Origin of the sequence: Enterococcus sp. AZ194, assembly GCF_051713825.1 — a bacterium.
Taxonomy (GTDB): domain Bacteria; phylum Bacillota; class Bacilli; order Lactobacillales; family Enterococcaceae; genus Enterococcus_K.
Genome location: NZ_JBIOQR010000001.1, coordinates 2653320 through 2676755, shown reverse-complemented (window position 1 = coordinate 2676755; position 23436 = coordinate 2653320). Strand labels below are relative to the sequence as shown.

25 protein-coding genes and 1 tRNA gene are annotated in these 23436 nt (G+C 37.4%); 19 read left to right on the top strand and 7 right to left on the bottom strand.

Annotated features, from left to right (window positions below; genetic code table 11):
• Positions 1–88 precede the first annotated feature (88 nt).
• Positions 89–159 (top strand) — tRNA-Gly (locus IGI37_RS12605).
• 189 nt (positions 160–348) lie between these two features.
• Here IGI37_RS12605 and IGI37_RS12600 read toward each other — a convergent pair.
• On the bottom strand, positions 349–834 hold the full coding sequence (locus IGI37_RS12600) for a hypothetical protein (RefSeq protein WP_438762322.1): 486 nt from the start codon (positions 832–834) through the stop codon (positions 349–351).
• Positions 791–1441 carry a hypothetical protein gene (locus tag IGI37_RS12595; RefSeq protein WP_438762321.1) on the bottom strand — a complete coding sequence of 217 codons (651 nt, stop codon included), beginning with the start codon at positions 1439–1441 and terminating at the stop codon, positions 791–793. Before IGI37_RS12595 ends, IGI37_RS12600 begins: the two co-directional genes overlap by 44 nt.
• Before the next feature lie 122 nt (positions 1442–1563).
• Between IGI37_RS12595 and IGI37_RS12590 the strand changes: the two genes are divergently transcribed.
• Positions 1564–2913, top strand: a complete 1350-nt coding sequence (locus IGI37_RS12590; protein WP_438762320.1) for a metallophosphoesterase — start codon at positions 1564–1566, stop codon at positions 2911–2913.
• Between the two features lie 75 nt (positions 2914–2988).
• On the opposite strand, the gene IGI37_RS12585 is transcribed toward IGI37_RS12590, so the two are convergent.
• The gene (locus tag IGI37_RS12585) at positions 2989–4581 is read right to left on the bottom strand and encodes an ATP-binding cassette domain-containing protein (protein ID WP_438762319.1); all 1593 of its coding nucleotides are present in this window, start codon (positions 4579–4581) and stop codon (positions 2989–2991) included.
• 302 nt (positions 4582–4883) lie between these two features.
• Here IGI37_RS12585 and IGI37_RS12580 point away from each other — a divergent pair, with 302 nt between their 5' ends.
• Positions 4884–5600 carry a DNA/RNA non-specific endonuclease gene (locus IGI37_RS12580; RefSeq protein ID WP_438763653.1) on the top strand — a complete coding sequence of 239 codons (717 nt, stop codon included), beginning with the start codon at positions 4884–4886 and terminating at the stop codon, positions 5598–5600.
• Positions 5601–5658: 58 nt separating this feature from the next.
• Here the strand turns inward: IGI37_RS12580 and IGI37_RS12575 are convergent, their stop codons facing one another.
• Positions 5659–7386: a hypothetical protein gene (locus IGI37_RS12575; RefSeq protein ID WP_438762318.1), complete on the bottom strand. Its 1728-nt coding sequence runs from the start codon at positions 7384–7386 to the stop codon at positions 5659–5661.
• A gap of 306 nt (positions 7387–7692) precedes the next feature.
• Between IGI37_RS12575 and IGI37_RS12570 the strand changes: the two genes are divergently transcribed.
• The 5 genes from IGI37_RS12570 (at position 7693) to IGI37_RS12550 (ending at position 10022) form a co-directional block, all read left to right on the top strand.
• Positions 7693–7959 (top strand): IreB family regulatory phosphoprotein, encoded by a 267-nt coding sequence (locus tag IGI37_RS12570; RefSeq protein WP_161843263.1) that lies wholly within the window; start codon positions 7693–7695, stop codon positions 7957–7959.
• Positions 7959–8390 carry a Holliday junction resolvase RuvX gene (gene ruvX / locus IGI37_RS12565; protein WP_438763652.1) on the top strand — a complete coding sequence of 144 codons (432 nt, stop codon included), beginning with the start codon at positions 7959–7961 and terminating at the stop codon, positions 8388–8390. The genes IGI37_RS12570 and ruvX overlap by 1 nt, the downstream gene beginning before the upstream one ends.
• 24 nt (positions 8391–8414) lie before the next feature.
• A complete protein-coding gene (locus tag IGI37_RS12560; protein WP_438762317.1) occupies positions 8415–8729 on the top strand; it encodes a DUF1292 domain-containing protein in 315 nt (104 codons plus the stop codon).
• A gap of 556 nt (positions 8730–9285) precedes the next feature.
• Positions 9286–9663, top strand: coding sequence for a hypothetical protein (locus IGI37_RS12555; protein WP_438762316.1), 378 nt, complete (start codon positions 9286–9288; stop codon positions 9661–9663).
• Positions 9664–9752: 89 nt separating this feature from the next.
• Entirely contained in the window at positions 9753–10022 is a 270-nt protein-coding gene (locus IGI37_RS12550) for a hypothetical protein (RefSeq protein WP_438762315.1), read from the top strand.
• 255 nt (positions 10023–10277) lie between these two features.
• On the opposite strand, the gene IGI37_RS12545 is transcribed toward IGI37_RS12550, so the two are convergent.
• Both IGI37_RS12545 and IGI37_RS12540 read right to left on the bottom strand, forming a co-directional pair.
• Positions 10278–10427, bottom strand: a complete 150-nt coding sequence (locus IGI37_RS12545; RefSeq protein WP_438762314.1) for a hypothetical protein — start codon at positions 10425–10427, stop codon at positions 10278–10280.
• A 239-nt stretch (positions 10428–10666) separates the two neighbouring features.
• Complete coding sequence (locus IGI37_RS12540; protein ID WP_438762313.1) at positions 10667–10876, bottom strand: hypothetical protein; 210 nt, start codon at positions 10874–10876, stop codon at positions 10667–10669.
• A 239-nt stretch (positions 10877–11115) separates the two neighbouring features.
• Between IGI37_RS12540 and IGI37_RS12535 the strand changes: the two genes are divergently transcribed.
• Positions 11116–11568, top strand: a complete 453-nt coding sequence (locus tag IGI37_RS12535) for a DUF5680 domain-containing protein (RefSeq protein ID WP_438762312.1) — start codon at positions 11116–11118, stop codon at positions 11566–11568.
• A gap of 182 nt (positions 11569–11750) precedes the next feature.
• Positions 11751–12386, top strand: coding sequence for a GyrI-like domain-containing protein (locus tag IGI37_RS12530; RefSeq protein WP_438762311.1), 636 nt, complete (start codon positions 11751–11753; stop codon positions 12384–12386).
• A gap of 112 nt (positions 12387–12498) precedes the next feature.
• On the opposite strand, the gene rnhC is transcribed toward IGI37_RS12530, so the two are convergent.
• Positions 12499–13422: a ribonuclease HIII gene (gene rnhC / locus IGI37_RS12525; protein ID WP_438762310.1), complete on the bottom strand. Its 924-nt coding sequence runs from the start codon at positions 13420–13422 to the stop codon at positions 12499–12501.
• A gap of 348 nt (positions 13423–13770) precedes the next feature.
• Between rnhC and zapA the strand changes: the two genes are divergently transcribed.
• From zapA to IGI37_RS12480, 9 genes are all read left to right on the top strand, one after another.
• On the top strand, positions 13771–14211 hold the full coding sequence (gene zapA / locus IGI37_RS12520) for a cell division protein ZapA (protein ID WP_438762309.1): 441 nt from the start codon (positions 13771–13773) through the stop codon (positions 14209–14211).
• A gap of 16 nt (positions 14212–14227) precedes the next feature.
• Positions 14228–14776 carry a CvpA family protein gene (locus IGI37_RS12515; RefSeq protein WP_438762308.1) on the top strand — a complete coding sequence of 183 codons (549 nt, stop codon included), beginning with the start codon at positions 14228–14230 and terminating at the stop codon, positions 14774–14776.
• Positions 14777–14893: 117 nt separating this feature from the next.
• Entirely contained in the window at positions 14894–17260 is a 2367-nt protein-coding gene (locus IGI37_RS12510) for an endonuclease MutS2 (protein ID WP_438762307.1), read from the top strand.
• A 239-nt stretch (positions 17261–17499) separates the two neighbouring features.
• On the top strand, positions 17500–17814 hold the full coding sequence (gene trxA / locus IGI37_RS12505; protein ID WP_438762306.1) for a thioredoxin: 315 nt from the start codon (positions 17500–17502) through the stop codon (positions 17812–17814).
• A 339-nt stretch (positions 17815–18153) separates the two neighbouring features.
• The gene (gene uvrC / locus IGI37_RS12500; protein ID WP_438762305.1) at positions 18154–19971 is read left to right on the top strand and encodes an excinuclease ABC subunit UvrC; all 1818 of its coding nucleotides are present in this window, start codon (positions 18154–18156) and stop codon (positions 19969–19971) included.
• 274 nt (positions 19972–20245) lie between these two features.
• Positions 20246–20557: a PadR family transcriptional regulator gene (locus tag IGI37_RS12495; RefSeq protein ID WP_438762304.1), complete on the top strand. Its 312-nt coding sequence runs from the start codon at positions 20246–20248 to the stop codon at positions 20555–20557.
• Positions 20554–21252 carry a DUF2812 domain-containing protein gene (locus IGI37_RS12490; RefSeq protein WP_438762303.1) on the top strand — a complete coding sequence of 233 codons (699 nt, stop codon included), beginning with the start codon at positions 20554–20556 and terminating at the stop codon, positions 21250–21252. The genes IGI37_RS12495 and IGI37_RS12490 overlap by 4 nt, the downstream gene beginning before the upstream one ends.
• A gap of 15 nt (positions 21253–21267) precedes the next feature.
• Positions 21268–22167 carry an ABC transporter ATP-binding protein gene (locus IGI37_RS12485; RefSeq protein ID WP_438762302.1) on the top strand — a complete coding sequence of 300 codons (900 nt, stop codon included), beginning with the start codon at positions 21268–21270 and terminating at the stop codon, positions 22165–22167.
• Entirely contained in the window at positions 22160–23434 is a 1275-nt protein-coding gene (locus tag IGI37_RS12480) for an ABC transporter permease (RefSeq protein WP_438762301.1), read from the top strand. Before IGI37_RS12485 ends, IGI37_RS12480 begins: the two co-directional genes overlap by 8 nt.
• Positions 23435–23436: the final 2 nt, after the last annotated feature.

Here is a 23436-nt window from a genome sequence, read left to right as displayed (position 1 = left end):
CATTTTACTACAGATATACGTAAAAAGGCGATTCTGAAAGTAAAACTCTTGCGCTCCTATTTCGTGAGGCGTATACTAACATTGTTATGCGGGTGTAGTTTAGTGGTAAAATCCCAGCTTCCCAAGCTGATGTCGCGGGTTCGATTCCCGTCACCCGCTTAGAGTCAAGAGAAAGCTTTAAGTGAGCGAGCAAAATAAAAGGAAACGGTGGAGCTAGAAAAGGAATTTTTTGGCTCCACTGTTTTGTTATCTTACTTTTTATTTTTTAAAAGAGGGTTGATGTCTTCATTTTGAGAGCGCCGAAATAGTTAGAAGAGGTAAATATCTCTTAACCTCTTTTATTCGCAACTATTCCTCCAAAAAGCAACTATAACGTTTGGCTGGTTCCGTTGCAGGTTTATATTCAAACAAGAGTATCTCTGCGTCGTTTTTTTCAAAAGTGAAGGTAAAGGTAAGGCTTTGACTTTTACCTGGCGCATTTTTTTTAGTTGATGCGTAAGACTCATCTATAAGCTCAAGCGGTACTTCATCTGCATAAATAGTGAAGTATTGATAACACTCAACAAATGTTTGTGGCATTTCTCCTTCATTGACCCAATCAAAAGAGACCATCAGTTGTTTATTATTTTGTACCGCTGACTGGATAGTTACAGAAGTAGTCTGAAAAGACAAAGTTGGTGTTTCATATAAACGATTATTCTCCACCGACAAACCTGTCTCAACTGGCTCTCTTGTACCGACTGTTTTCCAGTTCTCTATCGGCTGGCAACCTGATAATAATAGAAGGAGACTAACGCTCATCCACAAAAAGATCGGTTTCTGGCAGTTTTTCATCTTCTATCCCTCCAATCTTTCGTAGAATCATCCCAAATGTACTACAAACAAAGAGGCCAAGTATTAGAAATAGAGGGATATCAATCCAAATAAATGGATAGCGTGGCAGTAACAGGTAGCCTTTAAGTTGATTGTTTGCCAGTGTAATGACAACTAAATAAATCATCTGACTCAGAAAAAAACCGACTAGCTCCCCAATAAGGTAGGGGAGACTGTAGCTAAACCAAAATATCCCAGAATTTTCTAGAATAGAGGTTCCTATGTATGCTTTTATTTTGAGTTCTTCTTTTTGCTGAATGAATTCCTTTACTAAAAGCGTGATAAAATAAGCAAAACTTAGACCTATAAAAATAAGAAAAAGAAAGAGTAAGCCTTTCTCTAGAATCCTCAAAATAAACAATAAATCTGGTCGAGTATTAACAAGTCCACCTGCGTCTGGTACTTGTTCTTCCACCGCTAATGAATACAAAACATTTAGATAAAGACGCCCACCAACACCAAAAATCAGCGTACAGAGAAACCCATAGATAACCATTATTCGGCTAAATGTTTGATTGCGCCAAGCATCTAAGGCTCCTTGAAACGCAATGAATTTTAATTTTCCCAATAGACTTTCCCCCATAAAGCACTTTTTTCTATTATACTAGATAAGAAGTTCGAAATAGTTAGAAACAGTGATTGTTATTAAATTGTTAATCAATCGTAATTAATAGATAGAGGATGAAGCAAATGAAAAAATTTGTAACAAAAAAGAAAGTTGTCGTCACGCTAATGGGACTGGTCATTATTTTAGCCGGACTCTTTATTTTCCAATCATTAACAAAAAAAACACCCGCGACTGAACCACCGAAAAATCTTAAGCTATGGGTGTTGACGGATAATCATCTGATTGCTCCTGAGTTATATGATGATGGTAGTGAATTTTCCTTTATTGAAAGTACCGCGGCAGGTAAAGATTTACGCTACCAAAAACAAAGCTTACAAGCGCTTGTGGACAAAGCGTTGAAGGAAAAGCCTGATGAGATTGTATTAACCGGTGATCTCACTTTAAATGGTGAATATATTAGTGCACAAAAACTAGTCGAATTATTGACGCCACTTACTGAAAAAAAGATCAAGGTACGTGTGATTCCTGGCAACCATGATATTCATGATGGCTGGGCGAGAAAATATCAAGATGATAAACAGTTAAAAACAAAACAAATTTCGCCGGATGATTTTCGGGACTTATTTAAAGATATGGGTTATAACGGGGCTGATAACTACGATAAGCATTCTTTAAGTTATAAGGAAGCTGGGACATCAGAGTATGATTTTTATTTTCTGGATAGTAATCAATATACTCTAGAGCCAAGTAAAAGTGCTCCTGCTACAGGTGGGCGATTTAGAGAGGAAACGATGGCTTGGTTGGAAGCAGAATTCAAGAAAACAGTCGCGGATGGTAAACGCCCAATCGTCTTTATGCATCACAATTTGTACCCACATAATGCAGGTGTGAGCCGTGGTTTTGTGATTAATGACGTTGACAAGGTTCAAACGCTCTATGCGAAATACCACGTTGCTGTTGTCTTTTCAGGACATATTCATGCACAAGACATTCTTGAAAAAACAATTGACGGCGTGACGATTCCCGAAATTGTTACTAGCTCCTACAGTATCATTGATCATGGGTTTGGTGAGGTGGCTGTAAGTGAGCAGGGGATTGAATATACTCGAAAAACAATTGACGTCGATAGCTGGGCAAAAGAGACCGACCAGATAGATCCTAAATTACTGGAACATCAAGCTTACCTCAGAAAATTGTTTGTTAAGGACGGGGAAGCTCTCGCATATGGTTCGTTGTTAGATAAAGACATTCCTAATGAAAAGGATTTGGATGCAGCTGCTCAACTAGTCGGCCAGCTCAATGAAGAATTTTTCACAGGAAAAGACGCAAGAACCCCCGAAGAAATAGCGCAAATCAAAGAAGGAAAGGCTTATCAAACACTTGAAAAGTATGATCCTTTCCTTAAAAAATATATAGACTCTGTGTTGACCGACAACAACTTGGAAGACACTCACTTGTTTATAGAGAAATGATAGCCGAACGTTTAACACAGAGCTTGAGGTCGTCTTTTTAGCGATTGCCTCAAGCTCTATTTGCATTTCTATCACTCAGTTCGACAAATCAACAATCTCGTCTAACTGATTTCTCACCGCATCTCTTAGGTGATGGGTAATCATGATAATCAAGACACCTGTTTGTTTCATAAGGGTTTGTTCGATTTTCAAGGCACTTTCTTCATCCAAATTAGCGGTTCCTTCATCAACTAAAATGATTTTTTTCTCACGTAGAAAGCCTCGAGCCAAAGCTAGTCGTTGTTTTTGTCCGCCTGAAAACAATCGGCCATTTTCACCAACTGAGGTTTCTAGTTTTGCAGGAAGGGCTTCAATCATTTGCCATAAATCAGCTTTTTGTAGCGCGTTGATTAAGGCTTCCTCTGAATAATCTTCTCCCAGTGTTAAATTTTCTCGCACAGAACCAGTAAAAAGATAGGGTGTTTGGTCGAGATAGAGGAGTTCACTATGGAGCGTTTTTAGCGGAATGGTTTGGAAATCTTGGTTATTTAATTGAACTGTTCCAGTATAATCGGTCAACTTTCCATTTAAAATATTCAATAAAGTTGTCTTTCCGGAACCACTTTCCCCGACAATTGCATACTTTTTCCCTAAATCAAATCTTTGTGTTCGACGATTCAGAATCGTTTTCTCGCCATAAGCATAACTAACATCGACCAAATCAAAGCCCGTTTCTAAAGAGAATGTTTCAGTCGGTTGTGGTGTCATGCAGTGAATACTGTCAAATTTCTCAAACAAAGGCTTGGTTGATTGAATCGCCCCGATTTGTTGTGTCAAGTTGCCTAATGTATTAAAAATGGTTCCCCCTAAACTTCCTGTAGCGGTAATCGTACCAACCGTCATCTTTCCTAAAATCACTAAAGAACCGTTAAGTGCAAGGATTCCCAGCTGACCGATTATATTTCCTAACGCACCAGACACAGCTACCTTGGCGATGACAGATGCTTGATTATTTTTCTTATCTCCTAATTTTTGAGAGGCAGCCACCGTTCGTTTCGGCAAGTTTGACAGTAAGTGAAAGACATACAGGGTATCGTAACCGGCCAAGCTGTCAGATACTTTAGATAAAAATGTTTCATTTTCCGAAGCGACGGCAGATGAGGCAGCTGTCATTTTTTTCTGTAATAATTTGGGGAGCGATAAAAGGAGTCCACCAACAATGATAGAAAAAACCGCCAAGCTCCAGTGAAAACTGAAGAGCGTTAAGATAGATAGCGTCGTTCCAATCAACCCTGCGGCAATGTGATAAAAACTGTCAAAACCCGCTGACTCAATCATCGTCAAGTCATTGGTCAACCAAGAGGCATAGGTTCCGACTTGACGTGAATGAAACTCTTTATAAGACGTTTTAGATAGTTTGGTCGTGAGTGCTTCACGAATATGAGTCGCCATTAGTTGTTTGACTTTACTGATTTGTTTAACCTGCCAATAAGTCAATATCAAAAAACAAAAGTAGGCGAAAAGCATTTTTATTAATCCTTCGACAAACTTCTCTGGCTTGCCACTAATTAATGCGTTTAACATGGAAACATTCATCAAACTCGCGATAATTTGTGTGATTGATACGCCGATTAATAAGATTCCAACAAACAGATTCTCTTTCCAAAAGATTTGGATGACCTTTTTCATTTGATATTACCTCCATCTGTTTCTCTAATTGATAGACCAAGTATACGAAAGGGAAAATAGTCAATCTTAGAAAATTACACATATGCAAAAAAGAAACGGACTGAACGTCAACTAGACAAAATTATCCCTTGCAAATTAACAGAAAAAAAGGTAAATTTATCAAGCGGTCCCTAGCAAAATTTATCTGGTTATTCTTGAGAAAATCACGGGCTAATGGCACTTGAAACAACCGTTAAAAAAGGAGAGAAGCCTTCCAAGAGCGGAGAGCCTCTGACGGACTATAAAAAAAGGGAGAGAGAACTATCAAAAAATCGCCAAAAAGAATTTTTGCTGGTCTACTGGTTTTAGTTTTAGGAACATTAGGCATATACACGACACAAGACAATCCCGATATTCTTGGGCAATTAAGTCATTTATTTGATCAAGCACCGACAGCTAGTCAGCTCGTGGATGTTCCAAGTTATGACGGAGAACATCAAGAAATTGAGATAAACAATAACAAACCAACATTTACAAAAGAAGAATTAGCCTTGGATAAAGGATCATGGGAAGACTATTCGGATTTGGATCGCTACAATCGAGTCGGAGTCGCAAATGCGATGTTGGGAAAAGATTTATTTCCTACTGAAAAAAGGGAACCCCTACACGTCAACCCGACAGGCTGGAAACAAAAAAAATTGGGAGACAATCAGTGGCTGTACAACCGAAGTCACTTAATCGGGTTTCAACTTACTGGGCAAAATAACAATTTGAAGAACCTGATGACTGGAACACGGAGCTTAAATTCTCCACATATGCTTGTGCATGAAAATGATATAACGAATTATATCAAGACGACAAATCATCATGTTCGCTACCGAGTAACGCCATATTTTAAAGGGGACGAATTGTTAGCACGTGGTATACAATTAGAGGCCCGAAGCATAGAAGATAATGAAATCCAATTTAATGTTTTCATCTATAATGTGCAGGATGGTATGTCTATTGATTATCAAACTGGCCAAGCAAAAAAAGAATAAATAAAACTCGAAATCGTCTGAGCGGGCATATACTGCAGCTTCGACGATTTCGAGTTTTTTAGCGGCTATTTTTACGTTTTGGTATCAGAATTAAGGCAATTGAGACTGCCCAACACAGCCCTGTTAGAATCAAGACAATTTGTGAAGATTTTTTATGAGGATAACTCAGGACTAGTTGGTTTTCACCTTTTTCTTGAGTAACTATCGGATTCCCAATCGTCGTCAGCTTGAGAGGCGATTTGGTAATTTCTCGCCCGTTCAATTTGAGATTTGTATCTGCGTATTTGATGACAGGAACTGTTACGTCACCGGCCGCACTTGCAGTCCATTTAATGACCAGATTATCACCCTCGACTGATTTAGTGAAACCTGCATTATTTTTTACAACATGTTTGGTATAGGCATCGTATTTGTTTTCTGGACTTTTATTCATCAATGGTAAATAATCCGGCGTTGACTTTTGTGCATAATATAAAGCTTTAGATAGGTCCTTGTCAAAGAATGAAGACTTAATTTTTGTTGCATCCGTCGAAAACAAATCCGTGTGTTTTCCCGTATTAATGTAAGAATTTTTTGCCTGCCATTGATTTAAAGTAACAGAGGAAAGAATCAATACCTGTGCCATACTTATCAAAATAATGAGACTGCTAATAATTTTCATCTTCATTCCAAAACGATAGTGTTTTTGTAAAAGTAAACCTAGACTCAATAAAAATAAAACAGTGAATGGAACAAAAAAGCGGAATGGAAACTGAATTAATTCAACAAACGGAAACTTCTTTTCTTGAACAAATTCCCAAAAAGGGGCAATTGTACTCAAGCTAAAAAAGAAAGTAGCGATTATTAGCGTAATTTTTTGTAGAGTGGTTACTTGTCTTCGACTGATTATTCCCCATAAAAAGAAAAGAATCAATAAAATAAAGGTTTTTGGTGTCAACAACCAATACACACTATTTCTAAAAATTGTCGCATTTGCCATATGTTCATAGACAAAGGGTGCTACAAGTACATTTTTCCCATAAACTTGAATGAAAGCATAGGACACATTTAAAGTTAGTAGGAAAAATAGACCAATCGATAACAATAGTTTGTAGAGTAACTCTTTTTTCTGCTCTGTTTTGATAAAAGCATAAACAAAGAAAGGTAGGTAGATAATGACCAAAAATGCACTAGATAAGATATGCGTTTGGAACATAAGTGCGACGAACAATCCTAATTTAAGAGGATAAATCTCTTTCTTTTCATAAAAATCTATGATTGGCAGTAAGCATAGAGGAAGTAGCGCTGCCCCCCAGCTGGTAAAGCCTTGTCGAATCACCCAATATTGAATGGAATAAGTCGTCATATAGAATAAAGACAGTAGCAATGAATAATTTATAGAGATTCGGGCTTTTCTTAGAAAGGCAAACATAGACAGGCCCGCTATAGAATACAAAAGATAATTAGATAAGAGCTGATAGACAAACCACGAGGGACTAATTAAAACGAGTGCCCCTTGAACATAGGCCATTAATGGGCCATACAACGCATTAACGATACGACCAGATTCTTGAAAGCCGTACATGGAAATAAAATATTGAAAATTACCGTTTTTCATTTGCATCGCCGCATCATAAAAACGATTAAAATGAAAGATTGAATCCGAGCCCATAATCATCGATTGTCGAATCAACTGAGGCAGGATAAAAATCCCTGCAGCGATCAGAATCATTGCAGTCGGTATTAGATAGGGGTGATAAGTCTTTTCTTGTTTTACATGTTGAATTAATTGATAAATTTTCTCCATAAAGTCACCTCCGAATAATCAGAATTACTCTACTAAAACTACGTGATATTTGGTGAAAAAACAAGTTTTTTTCTGTAATTCCATGGAAAATTATCATTTTAATGAAAATGGTTCCTAAACGAGTTCGATTGAATCTTAGCGTAAAAAATACAATTTAGTCAAAATAAATTCAAACTTTTTTTGTATCTTAAAAATAAAAGAATAGAATTTGATTAGGAAAGAAGAATTTGTTTGTAGTTTTCCACTTATTCTAGTAAAATGAAAGAGTATAAGGTATTGATACCTTAAGGAGAGAGGTGTAGAATCATGGGTTTTACAGATGAAACTGTACGTTTTGATTTTGACGACAGTCGTAAAAAAGAAGTTGGCGAAACACTCGCTATCGTTTATCGGGCTTTAGAAGAAAAAGGCTACAATCCAATTAACCAAATTGTGGGCTACTTGCTTTCTGGAGACCCGGCCTACATTCCTCGTTATCGTGATGCACGTAACCTAATTCGTCGTCATGAACGCGATGAAATTATGGAAGTATTGGTCAAACATTATTTAGCAGACCACGGTGTTGTGATTTGATAAGAGTCATGGGTTTAGATGTTGGGTCAAAGACGGTCGGCATAGCTGTGAGTGATCCTCTTGGATGGACAGCTCAAGGTGTCGAGATTATCCGTATAAACGAAGAACAAGAAGAATTCGGCTTTGATCGACTAAAAGAACTAGTGAAAGAATATGAGGTCACTCATTTTGTTGTTGGCTTACCCAAGAACATGAATAACTCCATCGGGCCTCGTGCCGAAGCGTCTATGGCTTATGGAGATCAAATTAAAAAGCTATTTAATTTACCGGTTGCCTATCAAGATGAACGCCTAACAACTGTACAAGCTGAGCGTATGTTGGTAGAACAAGCAAATGCATCTAGAGCGAAAAGAAAAAAAGTGATTGATAAACTAGCAGCAGTCATGATTTTACAAAATTACCTAGACGGCGCCGGCAAACAATTATTTTAACTTAAATAGAAAAGAGGAAATAGAATGACAGAGCACAACCATGACCATAATCACGATCATGATCACGAAGGACATGAACACATCACTTTGGTAGATGATCAAGGGAACGAAACACTTTATGAAATTCTTCTAACGGTTGATGGCCAAGAAGAATTTGGTAAAAACTATGTATTATTATATCCAGCAGGCGTTCCTGAAGACGAAGATGTAGAATTACAAGCTTATGCATACATCGAAAACGAAGATGGAACAGAAGGCGAACTGGAACAAATCGAAACAGACGCTGAGTGGGATATGATTGAAGAAGTCTTCAACACCTTCATGGCTGAAGAAGAATAGAGCCAAAACAAAATAAGCTGGGACATAACTTCATAAGTCATGTCCTAGCTTATTTTTTATCCGAATAAACGATAGGTACAGAAGCATCCTTTTTATTCCACCTTTATTCCAGGCTCAGTATCTTTATTCAATTCATTGTGCGGATTTGTGGAGGCTTACCGACCTTCTCCATTTTGATATGGAGTCTTTCGCTTTGGTAGCTTTTATCCAACCAACAGATTTAAGTAGTTCAATCTTTTCTTTTTGTATCATTGGTATTGTGCACTATATCTTTTGATCCCCTCATTGTATACGAGTTAATCAATGGTGATAAAAAAGACTCAGATTCACTTTCTTCAAATTGCTATAAGATTTTTCAAACAAGTTGCTAAATAAAACCCAAAGTTATAGTATAGGTGGCACAAAGAGGGCCTATATGCGACTGATGAGTCGTTTAAATATCGGCTGAACTCTCTTAAAACGTGAAAATACGCTTATAGAAATGAGATGGAAATTTTTGAATCAGATGTATTTGGCAATAGGAAATAAGGTAGTGTCGGTCGATGATGAGGGAAACTTGCTAGTACACAGTGTCGCTTTTCTTCTTCTCCTTTGTATACTCTATGTGATGTATTTGTTGGTCACCTTAGTTATCGATCGGTTGACTGACTATACTCAGAAAGATTATTTTCCAAAAGAATATCTTACTAGCAATGAGGACACGACATTCTTACTTTCGACTTACAAAATTTGGGAACGACGTAAATTGGCTTATTTGAAGGAACAGAATCGTACTGGAAATGTCATCAAATATGATGGACGGACTTACTCTATTCAACGCTTTTCTGCAGATGAACGAGTGAATTTTAAGATATTGAGATTCAAAAAACCTTTTACTAGAGCGTTTGTTATCCAAACAACTCGTATAGAAAACGAAATTGAGCGTAAACTATAGTTCGTGTCAAACTGTCAAAAATGTCTGCCATGCTTTGTTAAACATTGCACATTTTTGACTTTCTGTTCGTTCCGTCGTACACTTTGTTTATGGAAACTCATACTGGATTATTAACTCATGTGAAGGTGTTCAAGGATGGGAGTTATCCCATAACTGGAATATTGATGTTTGAAAATGATGAGTGTCTTAACTGCGTCATCAAAGACCGCTATCTATCAAAATATGTATTGAGCTTGCCGATGCATAAATATCGTTTGGAGGTACAAGGAAAGTACAATGAACGCGGGCAATTTAATGTAAAAAAAATGCGGGTCATCAATATAGATAGTTACATTGCAATAATTGGAACACCAGAATAGATGAAATGGACCTTAGCCTAAAGCGAGGTCTATTTTTTTGTTCTAACTCTTTGTTCAGATAGGGGAATTAGCAGTGCAAAAATCTCGTATATCAAATCAAGTATATTCATCAATTTAGACGAAGTATTTCTATCATCCGTCTCATCTGACAAAGAGCCGTATTTCATATTTTCGACAAAAAATTAGCACCTACTGTCTATTTTCAGTAGGTGCTGTCAGTATGAATAGTCATTGTCCATGAGAGAGTATTACTCCTTATGCGATTTTTTCTAATTCTTTTACTGCATTTTCAATTGTCGTACCTGTAGCAAATTTATTTTCATCGTCTTTGATAAAAACAATAAAGAGGTTTAACTCTGTATTTAAAGTTACTCGATACTCTAATTTTTGGTTATTGAATGTCATATAGCATTCTCCTTTCTCTGTAGTGACGAAAGGCAACGATAACGTTCATAACGAAATTCCTATTACATATAATAACACAGATTAGTCTCTTTGGCTAATTTTTCTTTTCAAAAAAGGGTTGTTCTTAATTTTTTATTTAGAAATCCTGGTCATAAAAAAACAATCTAACTGTAATTACTCTGCCAAAAAGGGCGAGTTTGTAAAGAAGGTCATCGCCCAAATTATTGCGTGGTTAAAAATTACTTCATCCCTGGGACTAATAAATTAATATTCGTTAACTCCAAAGCAATCATAAGATTGGTCAAATCAGTGACACTTAAGCCGTTCTCATCAAATTCATTTTTGGTATACATATCAAGTAATGTATCGTAAGAAATCCCTGTCTTTTGAGCTAGTTCAATTAAAGAAGAATCATCTGAATCCACATAGTGTCGTAAATTAATTTGCATAATGCCTTCACTCCTTGTATGGTAATCATGTTTATTCCATCATTATACAGAACGTTTGTTCGTTATGTAAAGCGAACAGACTTTTAAACTAATGTAAAGAACGCAATTTTTTACACCTCTCTAAAAATGCTGACACTATCCACAATAAATAAGAAGATTTCTTGTTCCCCTTTACACGAACAAAAACGATGAGTATCATGATTAGTAAAGAAGTAGAAATTGAATGGGAGAGAAATTTATTGGAGAATATTCTAACATTTTTGGTCAAAGCAAAGCGTGAAACTTATGCGAACAATACGGGGCAAACAGATAGCTCTAGACTACAAAGCTATGACTTACAGTTTGCAGAAGGTAAATACATGTATCGTGATTCTTATGTGGGGACACATTCTTTCTCAGGGCAAGAAATCGTTTGGTATGACAAAGAGCCAGTCTGGTCAATGAACTATTACGGTGATGTGTTGGATCATAAGTTTAAGAGCTCTTTTTTGAAATCAGCTCTAATGAATCCGAGTGAGAAACTTCCGTATAGAGGTCCTCGGCTGTTAAGAAAAGAGGCATATACCTATGTGATGGATGTTTCTGGAGATTTTGACAAATTTTCCGGCACTGAAAAAATTTATTTTGAGGACTTACTCGTTTATGAACTCTTTTTCCATGGGGGAAAGATTATCGATAAGCACTTTGACTAAGCTCAATGAACTACAACCAAAAAATTGAATCACTGAGTTAGTCGACTTCACCTTTTTTGACAGTTTCTTTAGTTTTACCATACGAGTACTAAAGAGAAAGGAAAACATACTTTCAAAAATAGGCAACTGATGAACAAAATTGAACAACGCAAAAAAAACCACAGGAATTGAGGAGAAAATCAATGAAGTACGAATGGCGAAAAGAAGAAAAAATAATCTATTTACCAAAAACGATGCCACAGATAGTTGAGGTACCTACTTACAAATACCTCGTTTTGACAGGTAAAGGAAATCCAAACTCAGAGTTATTTGCGCAACAAACGGCTGCTCTTTATGCTCTTTCTTATGACTTTAGAATGAGTATTAAAAAAGGGCTTTTAGGTGATCGACCAATGGAGTATGTAGTCTATCCGCTAGAAGGAATCTGGACAACAGGTGATGGATCAAAAGGGGCGTCTCTAAACAAAGACGCATTGGAATACAAGATTATGATTCGTCAGCTGCCGTTTATTACGCAAGAGAATTTACTGGACAGCTTAGAAAGATTAGCAATTAAAAAACCGAATCCTCATTACGAAGGGGTGACACTTGAAGCGTATCATGAAGGAAAGAGTGTTCAAATGCTACATATGGGTTCTTACGACCATGAATTAGAATCGTTTGAGAAGATGGATGCTTACTTACAAAAAAACCACTTGAAGCGCGTAAATATTATGGAACGTTATATTCATCGTGAGATTTATCTATCGGACCCACGAAAAGTAGCTCCAGAAAAATTAAAGACTGTTTTGCGTTACCAAGTGGAAGAGGCAGACTAAGACCATTAAGTATTCGCTCTTGTCCACTTAGCTAGATAGAATCGTTGCTTTACGATAATAAAAAAACTACGTACAAAAAGTTTCGTCTAACAAACTTTTCGTACGTAGTTTTTCATACTAATTTTTGAGCTTTTTCAGTGTTCGCAAAGTGTAACTTTGCATAATTTCTTAACAACTCAAGACCGCCTTTTCTGAGGATATCTGCTGCTACTTGGTCTGATTTGGCACCGGCTCCTGAGGGAATGGTCATCCCAAGCTCTGTTGAGGCTTTATCGAGTTCGTCCAAGAAGCTAGCCCGGCTAATAATAGAGGCTGCAGCCACCGCTAGATGATATTGTTCTCCTTTAGTCGTAAAATATAGTCTTTGGTCGACCATCGTCCGCTCCATAGCCACATATTTCATATAATTTGCTTCGGGCGTAAACTGGTCAATCAAGATTGCTTCAGGTTTTACTGGAGCAATTTTTTCCAATAAAAGGGCAATTGCTTGGTTATGCAAGGCAACCTTCATTCGAACCGCATTATAAGTAGGTTGAATTTGATTATATTTTTCTGGATTCACGACGAGTAATTGATACGGAATTAATTCTTTGATTTTTTCAGCCATTTGACGAATCTGAGTGTCTGTTAAGGCTTTTGAATCTTTTACGCCGAGTTCTCTAAGCTCAGAAAGATGTTCTTTGTCTGCATAAGCTGCGCAGACTGTCACAGGTCCAAAATAACTGCCATTCCCAACCTCATCACTCCCTAATACCGACAACTGACTGAGATTTTCGGGAAGAGATGCGTTTGCTCCTCTTTTACTAGAGCTCGGCTTTTTCTTTTTAGGAATTTCCTCACCCCAAACAGCCGCTTCTCTTTGTGCAGATTCCCCTTGAAACATGACCTTCCCCGAAGTATAGGCAGTAATTGTCGTGCTACCTTTTTTTACGACGAACGCACTATGGGGAACCTTTTTGTTTAGTATATTACCTTTATAGGCTTCCTTCATCTGACTCATTACTTTTTGCGATACTTTAATTACGACTGTGTTCATTTTCATTCCTCATTCCAATAGTCCTCTAAACAGGTATCTATTTAGGGAGTGTACTTTTATACTACTGTTTTTTTTATATTTTTCAATCTCTCTTAATAAATATACGTAAAATAGGTGGAAATCTTTTGCGTAAGCGTGCAGAAATAGAATTTTCTGTTATAATTTAAGGGCAGTCAGTTTCTACGACGAACCAAGTGAAAAGACTTCTGTACTTTTTTGAATTCAGGAAGCCTCACTTTCAAAAGACCACAAACTATTTTAACAAAACTTTAAACTTATACAAGCCACAAACAAAACTTACTCATGCTACAATAGGTGTTGGACTTGTGATAGAAAGGAATAATTTACATGGTACAAGAAAAGAAACGGTATAAAGCAGTTATTGCCGGACAAAACTATACAATTATCGGACAAGAAGGCAAACGCCACATGGATTTGGTAACCAAACTTGTCAATGATCAACTAAATGAAATCAAACAAATGTCCCCACAAATTGATACGGAGCAAGCCTCTGTTCTTTTAGCAATTAACGCGATGTCAGACCAATTAAAAAAACAAGAAAAGCTACTTAAATTGGAAAAACAGGTTGCTGAATTAAAACAATCGGCGATCCGCGTAGTAGAGCTAGAAAATCGTGTCAAACGTATCGAAGCGATTGAGGCCGAAGCTCGCGAAGTGTTAGACAAAAACGGCCAAGGGGAAGTCGAAATTCAAAATCATGTAGAAGCTCAACAAATTCTAAATGAGAACAGGAAACGTCAGATTCAACAGAAAACTGCTCACGAATAGTGGGAAGGAGTATTTTATGGTCACCCTATTTATCTTTATTTTATTAGCAATTGCTTTTTATTCTGGTGCACGAAGAGGGCTCACGCTCCAACTAGTCTATACGGTTGGTTATTTTCTGTCGTACCTTGCTGCCCGTCTCTACTATAAAGAGCTTGCGCCAAAGCTTGAACTCTATATTCCCTATCCTTCTGTAACAGAGAACTCGAAATTAGTCTTCTTTACAAAAGAAATGGGGCTTGAATTAGATCAAGCCTATTATGCTGCGATTGCCTTTCTGATGATTTTGTTTATCGGTTGGATGGTGACACGTTTAATTGGTGTGTTTGCTCACAGCTTAACGTTTCTACCGATTCTGCACCAATTTGATTGGGTAGCAGGTGGCGTGGTCAGCGCTTTATTGATGTATATTGGCATCTTTTTAGTCTTGTCGCTATTAACTTTATTACCGATTGATTTTATTCAAAATCAATTCCGTGCAAGTGGTTTTACCCGCTCAATTGTTGAAAATACCCCGATATTTTCAAATCAGATTCAGAATCTTTGGGTGAATAATATTTTGAAATAGTTTCGAGTGGGGCGTACTATTGTCCTGCTCTCTTTTTAGGAAAACGATTGGATCCTATATAAATGGTAGATAGACAGTTTTAATAGAAGCATTATTTTTATAAAAGTAGGTGAAAGAATGAATAACCGAATCTTATCCACATTAGATTTCGATAAAGTTAAACAAATGATGGCACAATACTTAGTTACCGCTCAAGGAACAGATGAGATGAATCAGTTAGTTCCAGTTAGCGATGCGCAAGTGATTGATGCTTGGTTACAAGAAACGGAAGACGGTTTAAAAGTTCAACGATTACGTGGAGGCATTCCGATTCCAAAGCTTGAAAACATCCGTCCGCATATGAAAAGAATTGAGATTGGCGCTGACCTAAACGGCTTGGAGCTCGCACAGGTTGCTCGCGTTCTCTCAACAACGAGTGAATTAACCCGGTTTATAGATGATTTAGAAGATAGTGAAATTGAGTTTTTGCGTTTGTATGACTGGAAAAAAGAATTGATTACCATTCCAGCTTTGAACCAGCGACTAAAGGCTGCAATTGATGAGGATGGGCGTGTAACGGACGAAGCGTCGCCTGAGTTGCGTGTGATTCGTCAAAATATTCGTCGCAGTGAACAAACGATTCGCGAACAATTAGATGGAATTGTGCGTGGGAAAAATGCCAAATACTTGAGTGATGCGATTGTCACCATGCGAAATGAGCGATACGTGATTCCTGTCAAACAAGAATATCGCAGTATCTTTGGGGGTGTGGTCCATGATCAGAGTGCGTCTGGTCAAACCTTATTTATTGAGCCAAAACAAATTGTTGAATCCAATAACCGTCTGCGTCAGCATCAAATTGCTGAACGAAATGAAGTGGCCAGAATCCTTTCAGAATTGTCCGCAGAATTAGTGCCTCATAGACAAGATATCTTGCATAATGCTTACGTGATTGGGAAATTGGATCTAATCAACGCAAAGGCCCGCTTTGGGAAAGAAATTAAAGGGATTGTGCCAGCAGTTAGTCCAGAGAATCAAGTGATTTTCAAACAAGCACGTCATCCTTTATTGGACCAAGAAAAAGCTGTTGCCAATGATATTACGATTGGCAAAGATTATCAGGCAGTCGTCATCACAGGGCCAAATACTGGTGGGAAAACAATTACCCTCAAAACATTAGGCTTACTCCAACTGATGGGGCAAGCAGGATTACCGATTCCGGTTGATGAAGAGAGTCAGATGGGAATTTTTGAAGAAATCTTTGCTGATATTGGTGATGAACAGTCAATTGAACAAAGTCTTTCAACTTTCTCTTCTCATATGACGACCATTGTGGATGTCTTAGGAAAGGTAAATGAACATAGCTTAGTTCTATTTGATGAGCTGGGAGCTGGAACTGATCCTCAAGAAGGTGCCGCATTGGCGATTTCAATTTTGGATGCCTTGGGTGCAAAATCTGCTTATGTGATGGCAACCACTCACTATCCTGAATTAAAAGTCTATGGCTATAATAGAGCCAATACAATTAATGCCAGTATGGAATTTAATGTGGACACCTTGAGCCCAACCTATCGTTTATTAATTGGTGTGCCTGGGCGAAGTAATGCCTTTGAAATTTCAAAACGTCTGGGTTTAGATACACAGATTATTGATGAAGCCAAACAAATTATGGATGGCGAAAGCCAAGATCTGAATGAAATGATTGCTGATTTGGAGAATCGACGGAAGATGGCTGAGACGGAATATCTAGAAGTTCGTCATTACGTTGATGAAGCGCAACGCCTTCATGATGAACTGAAGGAAGCCTACAGTTTCTTCTTTGATGAGCGTGAAAAAGAATTAGCCAAAGCCCGTAAGAAAGCCAATGAAGTGGTGGCAGAAGCCGAAGAGAATGCGGAAAAAATCATTTCTGATATTCGGAAAATGCAACTAGCAAACGGCCAATCTGGCGTAAAAGAACATCAATTGATTGAAGCGAAAACACAATTAGCTAGCCTTCATCAAAACGAAGGACATTTACAAAAAAATAAGGTACTAAAAAAAGCCAAAGAGCAGAAGACCCTGAAAGTGGGGGATGAAGTGATGGTGACAACGTATGGTCAACGTGGTACCTTACTGAAAAAAATGAGTGCCCATCAGTGGCAGGTTCAGCTAGGCATCTTAAAAATGCAGGTTGATGAATCCGATATGACGCCACTAACACCACAAAAAGAGCCAGTTCAACGAGTGATTCATTCCGTTCGCTCTGCTGAAAGTAGTCACGTGCCCAATCAACTAGATTTACGTGGAAAACGTTATGAGGAGGCACTTGCCGAAGTTGATCAATATTTAGATGCAGCGATATTAGCCGGTTACCCTCAAGTAACAATTGTTCATGGAAAAGGGACAGGTGCTTTGCGTCAAGGCATTACGGACTACTTAAAGAATCATCGAAGTGTAGCAAGTTATTCATTTGCACCAGGAAATCAAGGCGGCAATGGGGCAACTATCGTGAAGTTTAACTAAACACAGTTGAATGAAACTTAAAGGTTTGATTGGCAAAAAAATTCAAGAAAATAGGTGCGAGCGAAACAAACCTATGTACTTGTTTTCTCTAATAAAAAATTTTTTAGCCTATGATTGCGTTGATGACTACCACATCTTACTTATTGTAAGCAGATAAGTAGAGTGAATTTACAACAGGTGCTATAATATAATTATAGGTTTTACTACTATCTAATTTTAATAAACGGAGGTTTCTTATAATGACTGAAGCAATTACAGATAAAACATTTGCAGAAGAAACAGATAACGGTCTTGTGTTAATCGATTTTTGGGCAACTTGGTGTGGTCCTTGTCGTATGCAAGCACCAATTTTAGAACAATTAAATGAAGAGTATGATGATGGTGAATTAAAAATCGTTAAAATGGATGTGGATGAAAATCCGGAAACACCTGCTTCATTTGGTGTCATGAGCATTCCAACACTTCTTTTGAAAAAAGATGGCGAGGTTGTTGAAAAATTGATTGGTGTCCATTCAAAAGATCAATTACAAGCATTGGTTGCAAAACACTTATAAACGAAACGTATAAAGCCTAGATCGTTGACTAGTTCACGGACTAGGCTTTTTTATTTGAGTAAAAAAGCAAAATAATAATCATTTTATAAGGTCTATAACAGCTAGATAGGGAGGATTCATACTAACTGCAAGGGAACTCTTTTGAGCAAGTACTGATGACCTTGAGCTGAATTCATGCGTCTCTTGTCTATATTTTTATTAATGATATGCTTAGATGAGGCACTCGCTAAACGTGTAATTTGAACATGACTGTTGGCAACCAAAAGGAACTCTTCATCTCCCTTTTTTGACAATCATGGTATAATATAATCTAGCTTTAGATAAGAAAAGGGGATTAAGATGAACGAACGAATTCAAAATAAATTGGCCTTACTCCCTGATCAACCCGGTTGTTACTTGATGAAAGACAAAAATGGGACGATCATTTATGTTGGAAAAGCCAAAGTACTAAAAAACCGCGTCCGTTCTTATTTTACAGGAAGTCACGATGGAAAAACGGAACGACTTGTAAGTGAGATTGTGGATTTCGAATATATCGTAACAGAGTCGAATATTGAAGCCTTGCTTCTAGAGATAAACTTAATCAAAAAAAATGATCCAAAATATAATATCATGCTGAAGGATGATAAGACCTATCCCTTCATTAAAATAACTAACGAGGACTACCCACGACTCTTAATTACTCGAAAAGTTTTGAAGGACAAGGCACTTTACTTTGGTCCTTATCCAGATGTTGGAGCCGCCAATGAGACCAAAAAATTACTTGATAAGCTGTTTCCTCTGCGTAAATGTAAGGTTTTACCTAAGGAAGTCTGTCTCTATTATCATATGGGACAATGCTTGGCTCCGTGTATATTCGATATTCCGACAGCTCGTTACAAAACTATGGTTGAAGAAATCAAACGTTTCTTAAACGGTGGTCACTCCGCTATTCAGGATGATTTACAAAAAAAGATGAATGAAGCAGCTGAGAACATGGAGTTTGAGCGGGCAGCAGAATATCGAGACCAAATCAAATCGATAGAAACCGTTATGACCAAACAGAAAATGACCAATGCTGATTTAATCGATCGCGATATCTTTGGTTATTCTGTTGACAAGGGCTGGATGTGTGTTCAAGTTTTTTTTGTCAGACAAGGGAAGCTTATCGAACGCGATGTCTCTATTTTCCCTTTTTACAACGAAGCACAAGAGGATTTCTTGACATATGTCGGACAATTTTACCAAGAGAACCAACATTTTATTCCCAAAGAGGTACTGATTCCAGACGATATCGACCAAGAAAGTGTCGAGGCCTTACTTCATACCAAAGTTCTTCAACCACAACGAGGGGAAAAGAAAAAACTAGTAAAATTAGCTGGGAAAAATGCGGCTGTTGCTCTAAATGAAAAGTTTGATTTGATTGTTCGCAAACAAGAACGAACGATTGGCGCAGTCGAACGTTTAGGAAATGCAATGAATATCCCAATTCCAACACGAATTGATGCATTCGATAACTCAAATATCATGGGAACTAACCCTGTATCAGCAATGGTTGTTTTTATTGACGGACGACCAGCAAAAAATGAATATCGAAAATATAAAATTAAAACGGTCAAAGGCCCTGATGATTACGCTTCAATGAGAGAAGTCATTTATCGTCGCTACTCTCGTGTATTAAAAGAAAGTCTTCCTCTGCCCGATTTAATTCTGATTGATGGCGGAAAAGGGCAAGTGGATATAGCCAAGGATGTCTTAGAAAATCAATTAGGACTCGATATTCCGATTGCTGGGCTTGCCAAAAATGACAAGCATAAAACAAGTGAGCTACTTTTTGGGCCATCATTAGAGGTTGTTCCATTAGAAAGAAACTCGCAAGAATTCTTTTTACTTCAAAGAATTCAAGATGAGGTTCACCGATTCGCTATTACATTCCATCGTCAATTACGTAGCAAAAATAGCTTTGCTTCAAAACTGGATGGGATTGAAGGACTAGGACCTAAACGGAAGAAGACCTTACTAAAAGAATTTAAATCGTTAAAAAATATCACTGCAGCTACCATTAAAGATTTACAAGCAGTTGGCTTGCCTAAAAATGTCGCTGAGAGTGTTCACAAGACATTAACTCAATCGCAAGAGCAGCTACAAGAAAATGATCACAAAAAGAATACGTATTGATCCATAAAACATATACATCTGCTTTTGTCGCCAACGTTTATTCGGATAAAGAGAGGCTGGGCCATAACTTTATAAGTTGTTGTGGCCCAGCCTCTTAGCATCTGAATAGGTGGTGCGCTAATAAAAAAACTATCGTTATTCAATAGTAATAATTCTTTTTCATATAATTGCTTGACAATATATATATCGTCAAGTAATATATCGTTATGAGATATATCATTTATTGATATATCGGATGATGATATATAGAAGTGACTAGATAAGGAGGAAATACATGGATGAAACACTCACAGACTCTACTTATTTAATCTTATTAGCTTTGCTACGACCACAGCATGGTTATGCAATTATGAAGGAAGTCAGTGAATTAACAAAGGGGACTGTTGAAATTGGGCCAGCCAGTATGTATACCATCTTAAAAAAACTTCAAAAAAACCAATACATCACGTTGGAAAATACAAATGATAGGAAAAAAGTCTATACAATCACTGAGTCAGGTAAAGAAGTGCTCAAAAAAGATATTCAGCGAAGAAAACTCTTTTTTGAAGCAGGACAAAAATTACTAGTGGAGGGAGGGGAAGTATGATTTTCAAAGATCGAAAATACGTCATGAGCAATGGGGTGATGTTTTATCCTGAATACGAGATAACAAGGTTAAAAAAAGAGGCTCATGAAGGATGGACATTGGATCGAGTATCAAGAACAGGTCTACTAATTTTTAAACGGGGAACACCTAGAGACAGCCAGTTTGCGATTGACTTTTATGATGGTGACAAATCCAGTATTCCTGACTATTTGTCTCTTTACGAAGAGGCAGGATGGAAAAATATCTACACCTATAAAAACAAGTATTTCTATTTTGAGGCTTCCCTTGAGGCCACCCCAATCTACTCCGATCCACAAAGTTATCGTGACAGAATACATAAAGAATGGGTTTGGGGGATCATGCGAAGTTTTTTAACCCTTCCAGTCGGGCTTGTATTTATATATTTGTTGATTATGTCTAAAAATGAAGTTGGCACTAATCTGTCAGCTGAATGGACGCGATTTTTCCTTTATTTCATTGGTTTTTTCTTTACATTTTGGCCAATCGGCATCATAGTTAATGTTCTTTTTGCTCGGGTGATGTATGGAAAAAGAATAGAATTTTACAAAAATCCTGAAGTATTTGCCAAGAAACAACGAAAATTACGTGATGTAATTCTCCTTATGCTTCTTGGCGGTTTCTTAGGTGGAAGTATCAGTGTAATTGTGACGCACCTATTTAGAGAATTATTTTAAAAGAGGAGTGAAAATATGTTAGAAGTAAAAAACTTAGTAAAAACTTTTGGAAACTACACAGCAGTCGATGACCTTAGCTTTACCATTCCAAAAGGGAAGATAATGGGGTTAATTGGTCAAAATGGGGCCGGCAAAACTACCACCTTCCGTTTGATTCTTGATTTCTTAACAGCTGATTCAGGTGAAGTGCTTTGGAATGGGCACAAGCTAAACGAAAAAGACTACAACATTATTGGGTACCTGCCAGAAGAACGTGGGCTTTATCCAAAAATTACGATTCAAGATCAATTACTTTACTTTGCTGCGTTACGTGGCAAAACAAAAAAGGAGATTGAACCCAAAATTGATGAATTGATGGAAAAATTCCAAGTAAAAGGAAAAAAAACGGATAAAGTGAAATCTTTATCTAAAGGGAATCAACAGAAAGTCCAACTGATTGCAACGCTTATTCATGAGCCAAAGCTAATCATTTTAGATGAACCATTTAGTGGCTTGGATCCTGTCAATGCTGAGCTTTTGAAAGATGGCATTATTGAATTAAAAGAGAAAGGCTCTTGCGTAATATTCTCTAGTCACAATATGGACAACGTTGAAAAAATCTGTGACCACCTAATTATGTTAAACAACGGACGCACGGTATTAAACGGTGTAGTTCATGAAATCCGCCAATCGTTTGGCCGAACAAAAGTCTTCTTGGAATCAGATTTAACACTAGAAGAAGTCCAATCAGTCGAAGGGGTGAAAGAAGTACTTCAAAAAGAAGATCAAACGCTCGATATTACTTTATCGAATCCAGAAGCTGGGAAAGAAATTTTTGCTCGCGCGACACAATCTGGGTACATCCCAATGTTCAATCAACAACCACCAACCTTAGAGGAAATATTTAAAATGAAAGCTGGTGCCTTAAATGAGTAAATTTTGGATTATCACATCGGACGTTTATAAGAAAAATGTAAAATCTATAGCCTTCTTAATTATGATTCTCGTGCCTTTTATTATGATGGGTGTCATTTATTTAGCAGGGAGCTTTGCAGGAGGAATGTCAACTGTTGATAAAATTGGCCTTGTTTCAAACAAACCAGAACTAGCCAAAGCTTTAGCTGAAGATAAATCATCTGACTATGAATTTACAGCGGTGGATTCTGAAAAAAAGGCTCAAACCAAACTGAGCGATGAAAAAATCGATGCTTACATGGTCTTAACGATTGATGAACAGACACAAACTGTAAAAGGGGAATTATTCAGTGAATCTTCTATGGGGCAAAGTACAGAATTAATTCTTCAACAGTTACTTGCTTCTCTTCAATCTTCTGGACGGGCAACTCAGCTTGGTTTAAGCGCTGAAGAAGTAGCCAGTTTGACTCAGCCAGCAGAATTTGTTAAGCAAAAGGTCAGCTTTGACGATTCTGGGAAAATGAAAATTGGGGAAGATAATAGCGACATCCAGTTCTTAGTTAGTTATGCAGCGACGATTCTGCTTTTTGTTATTATTTTAACGTATGCACAAATTATTGCTCAAGAAATTGCTTCCGAAAAAGGCACACGAATTATGGAAGTCATCTTATCTAGTACCAAAGCACAGACTCATTTTTATGGAAAACTAATTGGTGTTCTACTTGTTGCGGTTACTCAAATTGTCTTGTATGTCGCAATCTTTGGTGCCGGCTACATGAAGTTTAAAGATTTAGAATTCGTGAAGCAGTTTACGCAAAGTGGTGCCTTACAAAAAATTGTTGGCCCATTCTTAGGATTTACAGCAATTTTCATTATTTTGGGCATTCTTATCTATTCTGTTTTGGCGGCTTTATGTGGTTCACTTGTTAACAAGGCAGAAGATACGGCAAAAGCAATTCTGCCGGTCACTTATCTATCGCTTGGCGCTTACATGTTAGGATTGACGTTAGGCGCTGCTGATCCAAACAATATCGTGATAAGAGTGACTTCTTATATCCCGTTCTTATCCTCTTATGTCATGCCGATTCGATTGGCGAATGAAACCGTCGATATAGCTGGTGCAGCAATTTCAGTCGTTGTGTTAATCATTTCAACATTTATCTTAATGTTCTTTTCTGCTGCAATGTATAAATCAAATGTTTTGGTATACAGTGAAGGCGGACTCTTCTCTTCACTAAAACAATCACTTTCAATCATGAAAAATGAAAGAAAAAGTAAAGCACAATAAAC

What these genes read in the sequence shown, in the direction of transcription:
- IGI37_RS12560 (WP_438762317.1), top strand. Translation starts at nt 8,415, where the DNA reads ATGACAGAGCACAACCATGACCATAATCACGATCATGATCACGAAGGA.
- IGI37_RS12590 (WP_438762320.1), top strand. Translation starts at nt 1,564, where the DNA reads ATGAAAAAATTTGTAACAAAAAAGAAAGTTGTCGTCACGCTAATGGGA.
- IGI37_RS12485 (WP_438762302.1), top strand. Translation starts at nt 21,268, where the DNA reads ATGTTAGAAGTAAAAAACTTAGTAAAAACTTTTGGAAACTACACAGCA.
- IGI37_RS12510 (WP_438762307.1), top strand. Translation starts at nt 14,894, where the DNA reads ATGAATAACCGAATCTTATCCACATTAGATTTCGATAAAGTTAAACAA.
- trxA (WP_438762306.1), top strand. Translation starts at nt 17,500, where the DNA reads ATGACTGAAGCAATTACAGATAAAACATTTGCAGAAGAAACAGATAAC.
- IGI37_RS12575 (WP_438762318.1), bottom strand. Translation starts at nt 7,386, where the DNA reads ATGGAGAAAATTTATCAATTAATTCAACATGTAAAACAAGAAAAGACT.
- zapA (WP_438762309.1), top strand. Translation starts at nt 13,771, where the DNA reads ATGGTACAAGAAAAGAAACGGTATAAAGCAGTTATTGCCGGACAAAAC.
- IGI37_RS12545 (WP_438762314.1), bottom strand. Translation starts at nt 10,427, where the DNA reads ATGACATTCAATAACCAAAAATTAGAGTATCGAGTAACTTTAAATACA.
- IGI37_RS12480 (WP_438762301.1), top strand. Translation starts at nt 22,160, where the DNA reads ATGAGTAAATTTTGGATTATCACATCGGACGTTTATAAGAAAAATGTA.
- IGI37_RS12515 (WP_438762308.1), top strand. Translation starts at nt 14,228, where the DNA reads ATGGTCACCCTATTTATCTTTATTTTATTAGCAATTGCTTTTTATTCT.
- IGI37_RS12570 (WP_161843263.1), top strand. Translation starts at nt 7,693, where the DNA reads ATGGGTTTTACAGATGAAACTGTACGTTTTGATTTTGACGACAGTCGT.
- rnhC (WP_438762310.1), bottom strand. Translation starts at nt 13,422, where the DNA reads ATGAACACAGTCGTAATTAAAGTATCGCAAAAAGTAATGAGTCAGATG.
- IGI37_RS12490 (WP_438762303.1), top strand. Translation starts at nt 20,554, where the DNA reads ATGATTTTCAAAGATCGAAAATACGTCATGAGCAATGGGGTGATGTTT.
- IGI37_RS12600 (WP_438762322.1), bottom strand. Translation starts at nt 834, where the DNA reads ATGAAAAACTGCCAGAAACCGATCTTTTTGTGGATGAGCGTTAGTCTC.
- IGI37_RS12550 (WP_438762315.1), top strand. Translation starts at nt 9,753, where the DNA reads ATGGAAACTCATACTGGATTATTAACTCATGTGAAGGTGTTCAAGGAT.
- IGI37_RS12585 (WP_438762319.1), bottom strand. Translation starts at nt 4,581, where the DNA reads ATGAAAAAGGTCATCCAAATCTTTTGGAAAGAGAATCTGTTTGTTGGA.
- IGI37_RS12540 (WP_438762313.1), bottom strand. Translation starts at nt 10,876, where the DNA reads ATGCAAATTAATTTACGACACTATGTGGATTCAGATGATTCTTCTTTA.
- IGI37_RS12530 (WP_438762311.1), top strand. Translation starts at nt 11,751, where the DNA reads ATGAAGTACGAATGGCGAAAAGAAGAAAAAATAATCTATTTACCAAAA.
- IGI37_RS12495 (WP_438762304.1), top strand. Translation starts at nt 20,246, where the DNA reads ATGGATGAAACACTCACAGACTCTACTTATTTAATCTTATTAGCTTTG.
- uvrC (WP_438762305.1), top strand. Translation starts at nt 18,154, where the DNA reads ATGAACGAACGAATTCAAAATAAATTGGCCTTACTCCCTGATCAACCC.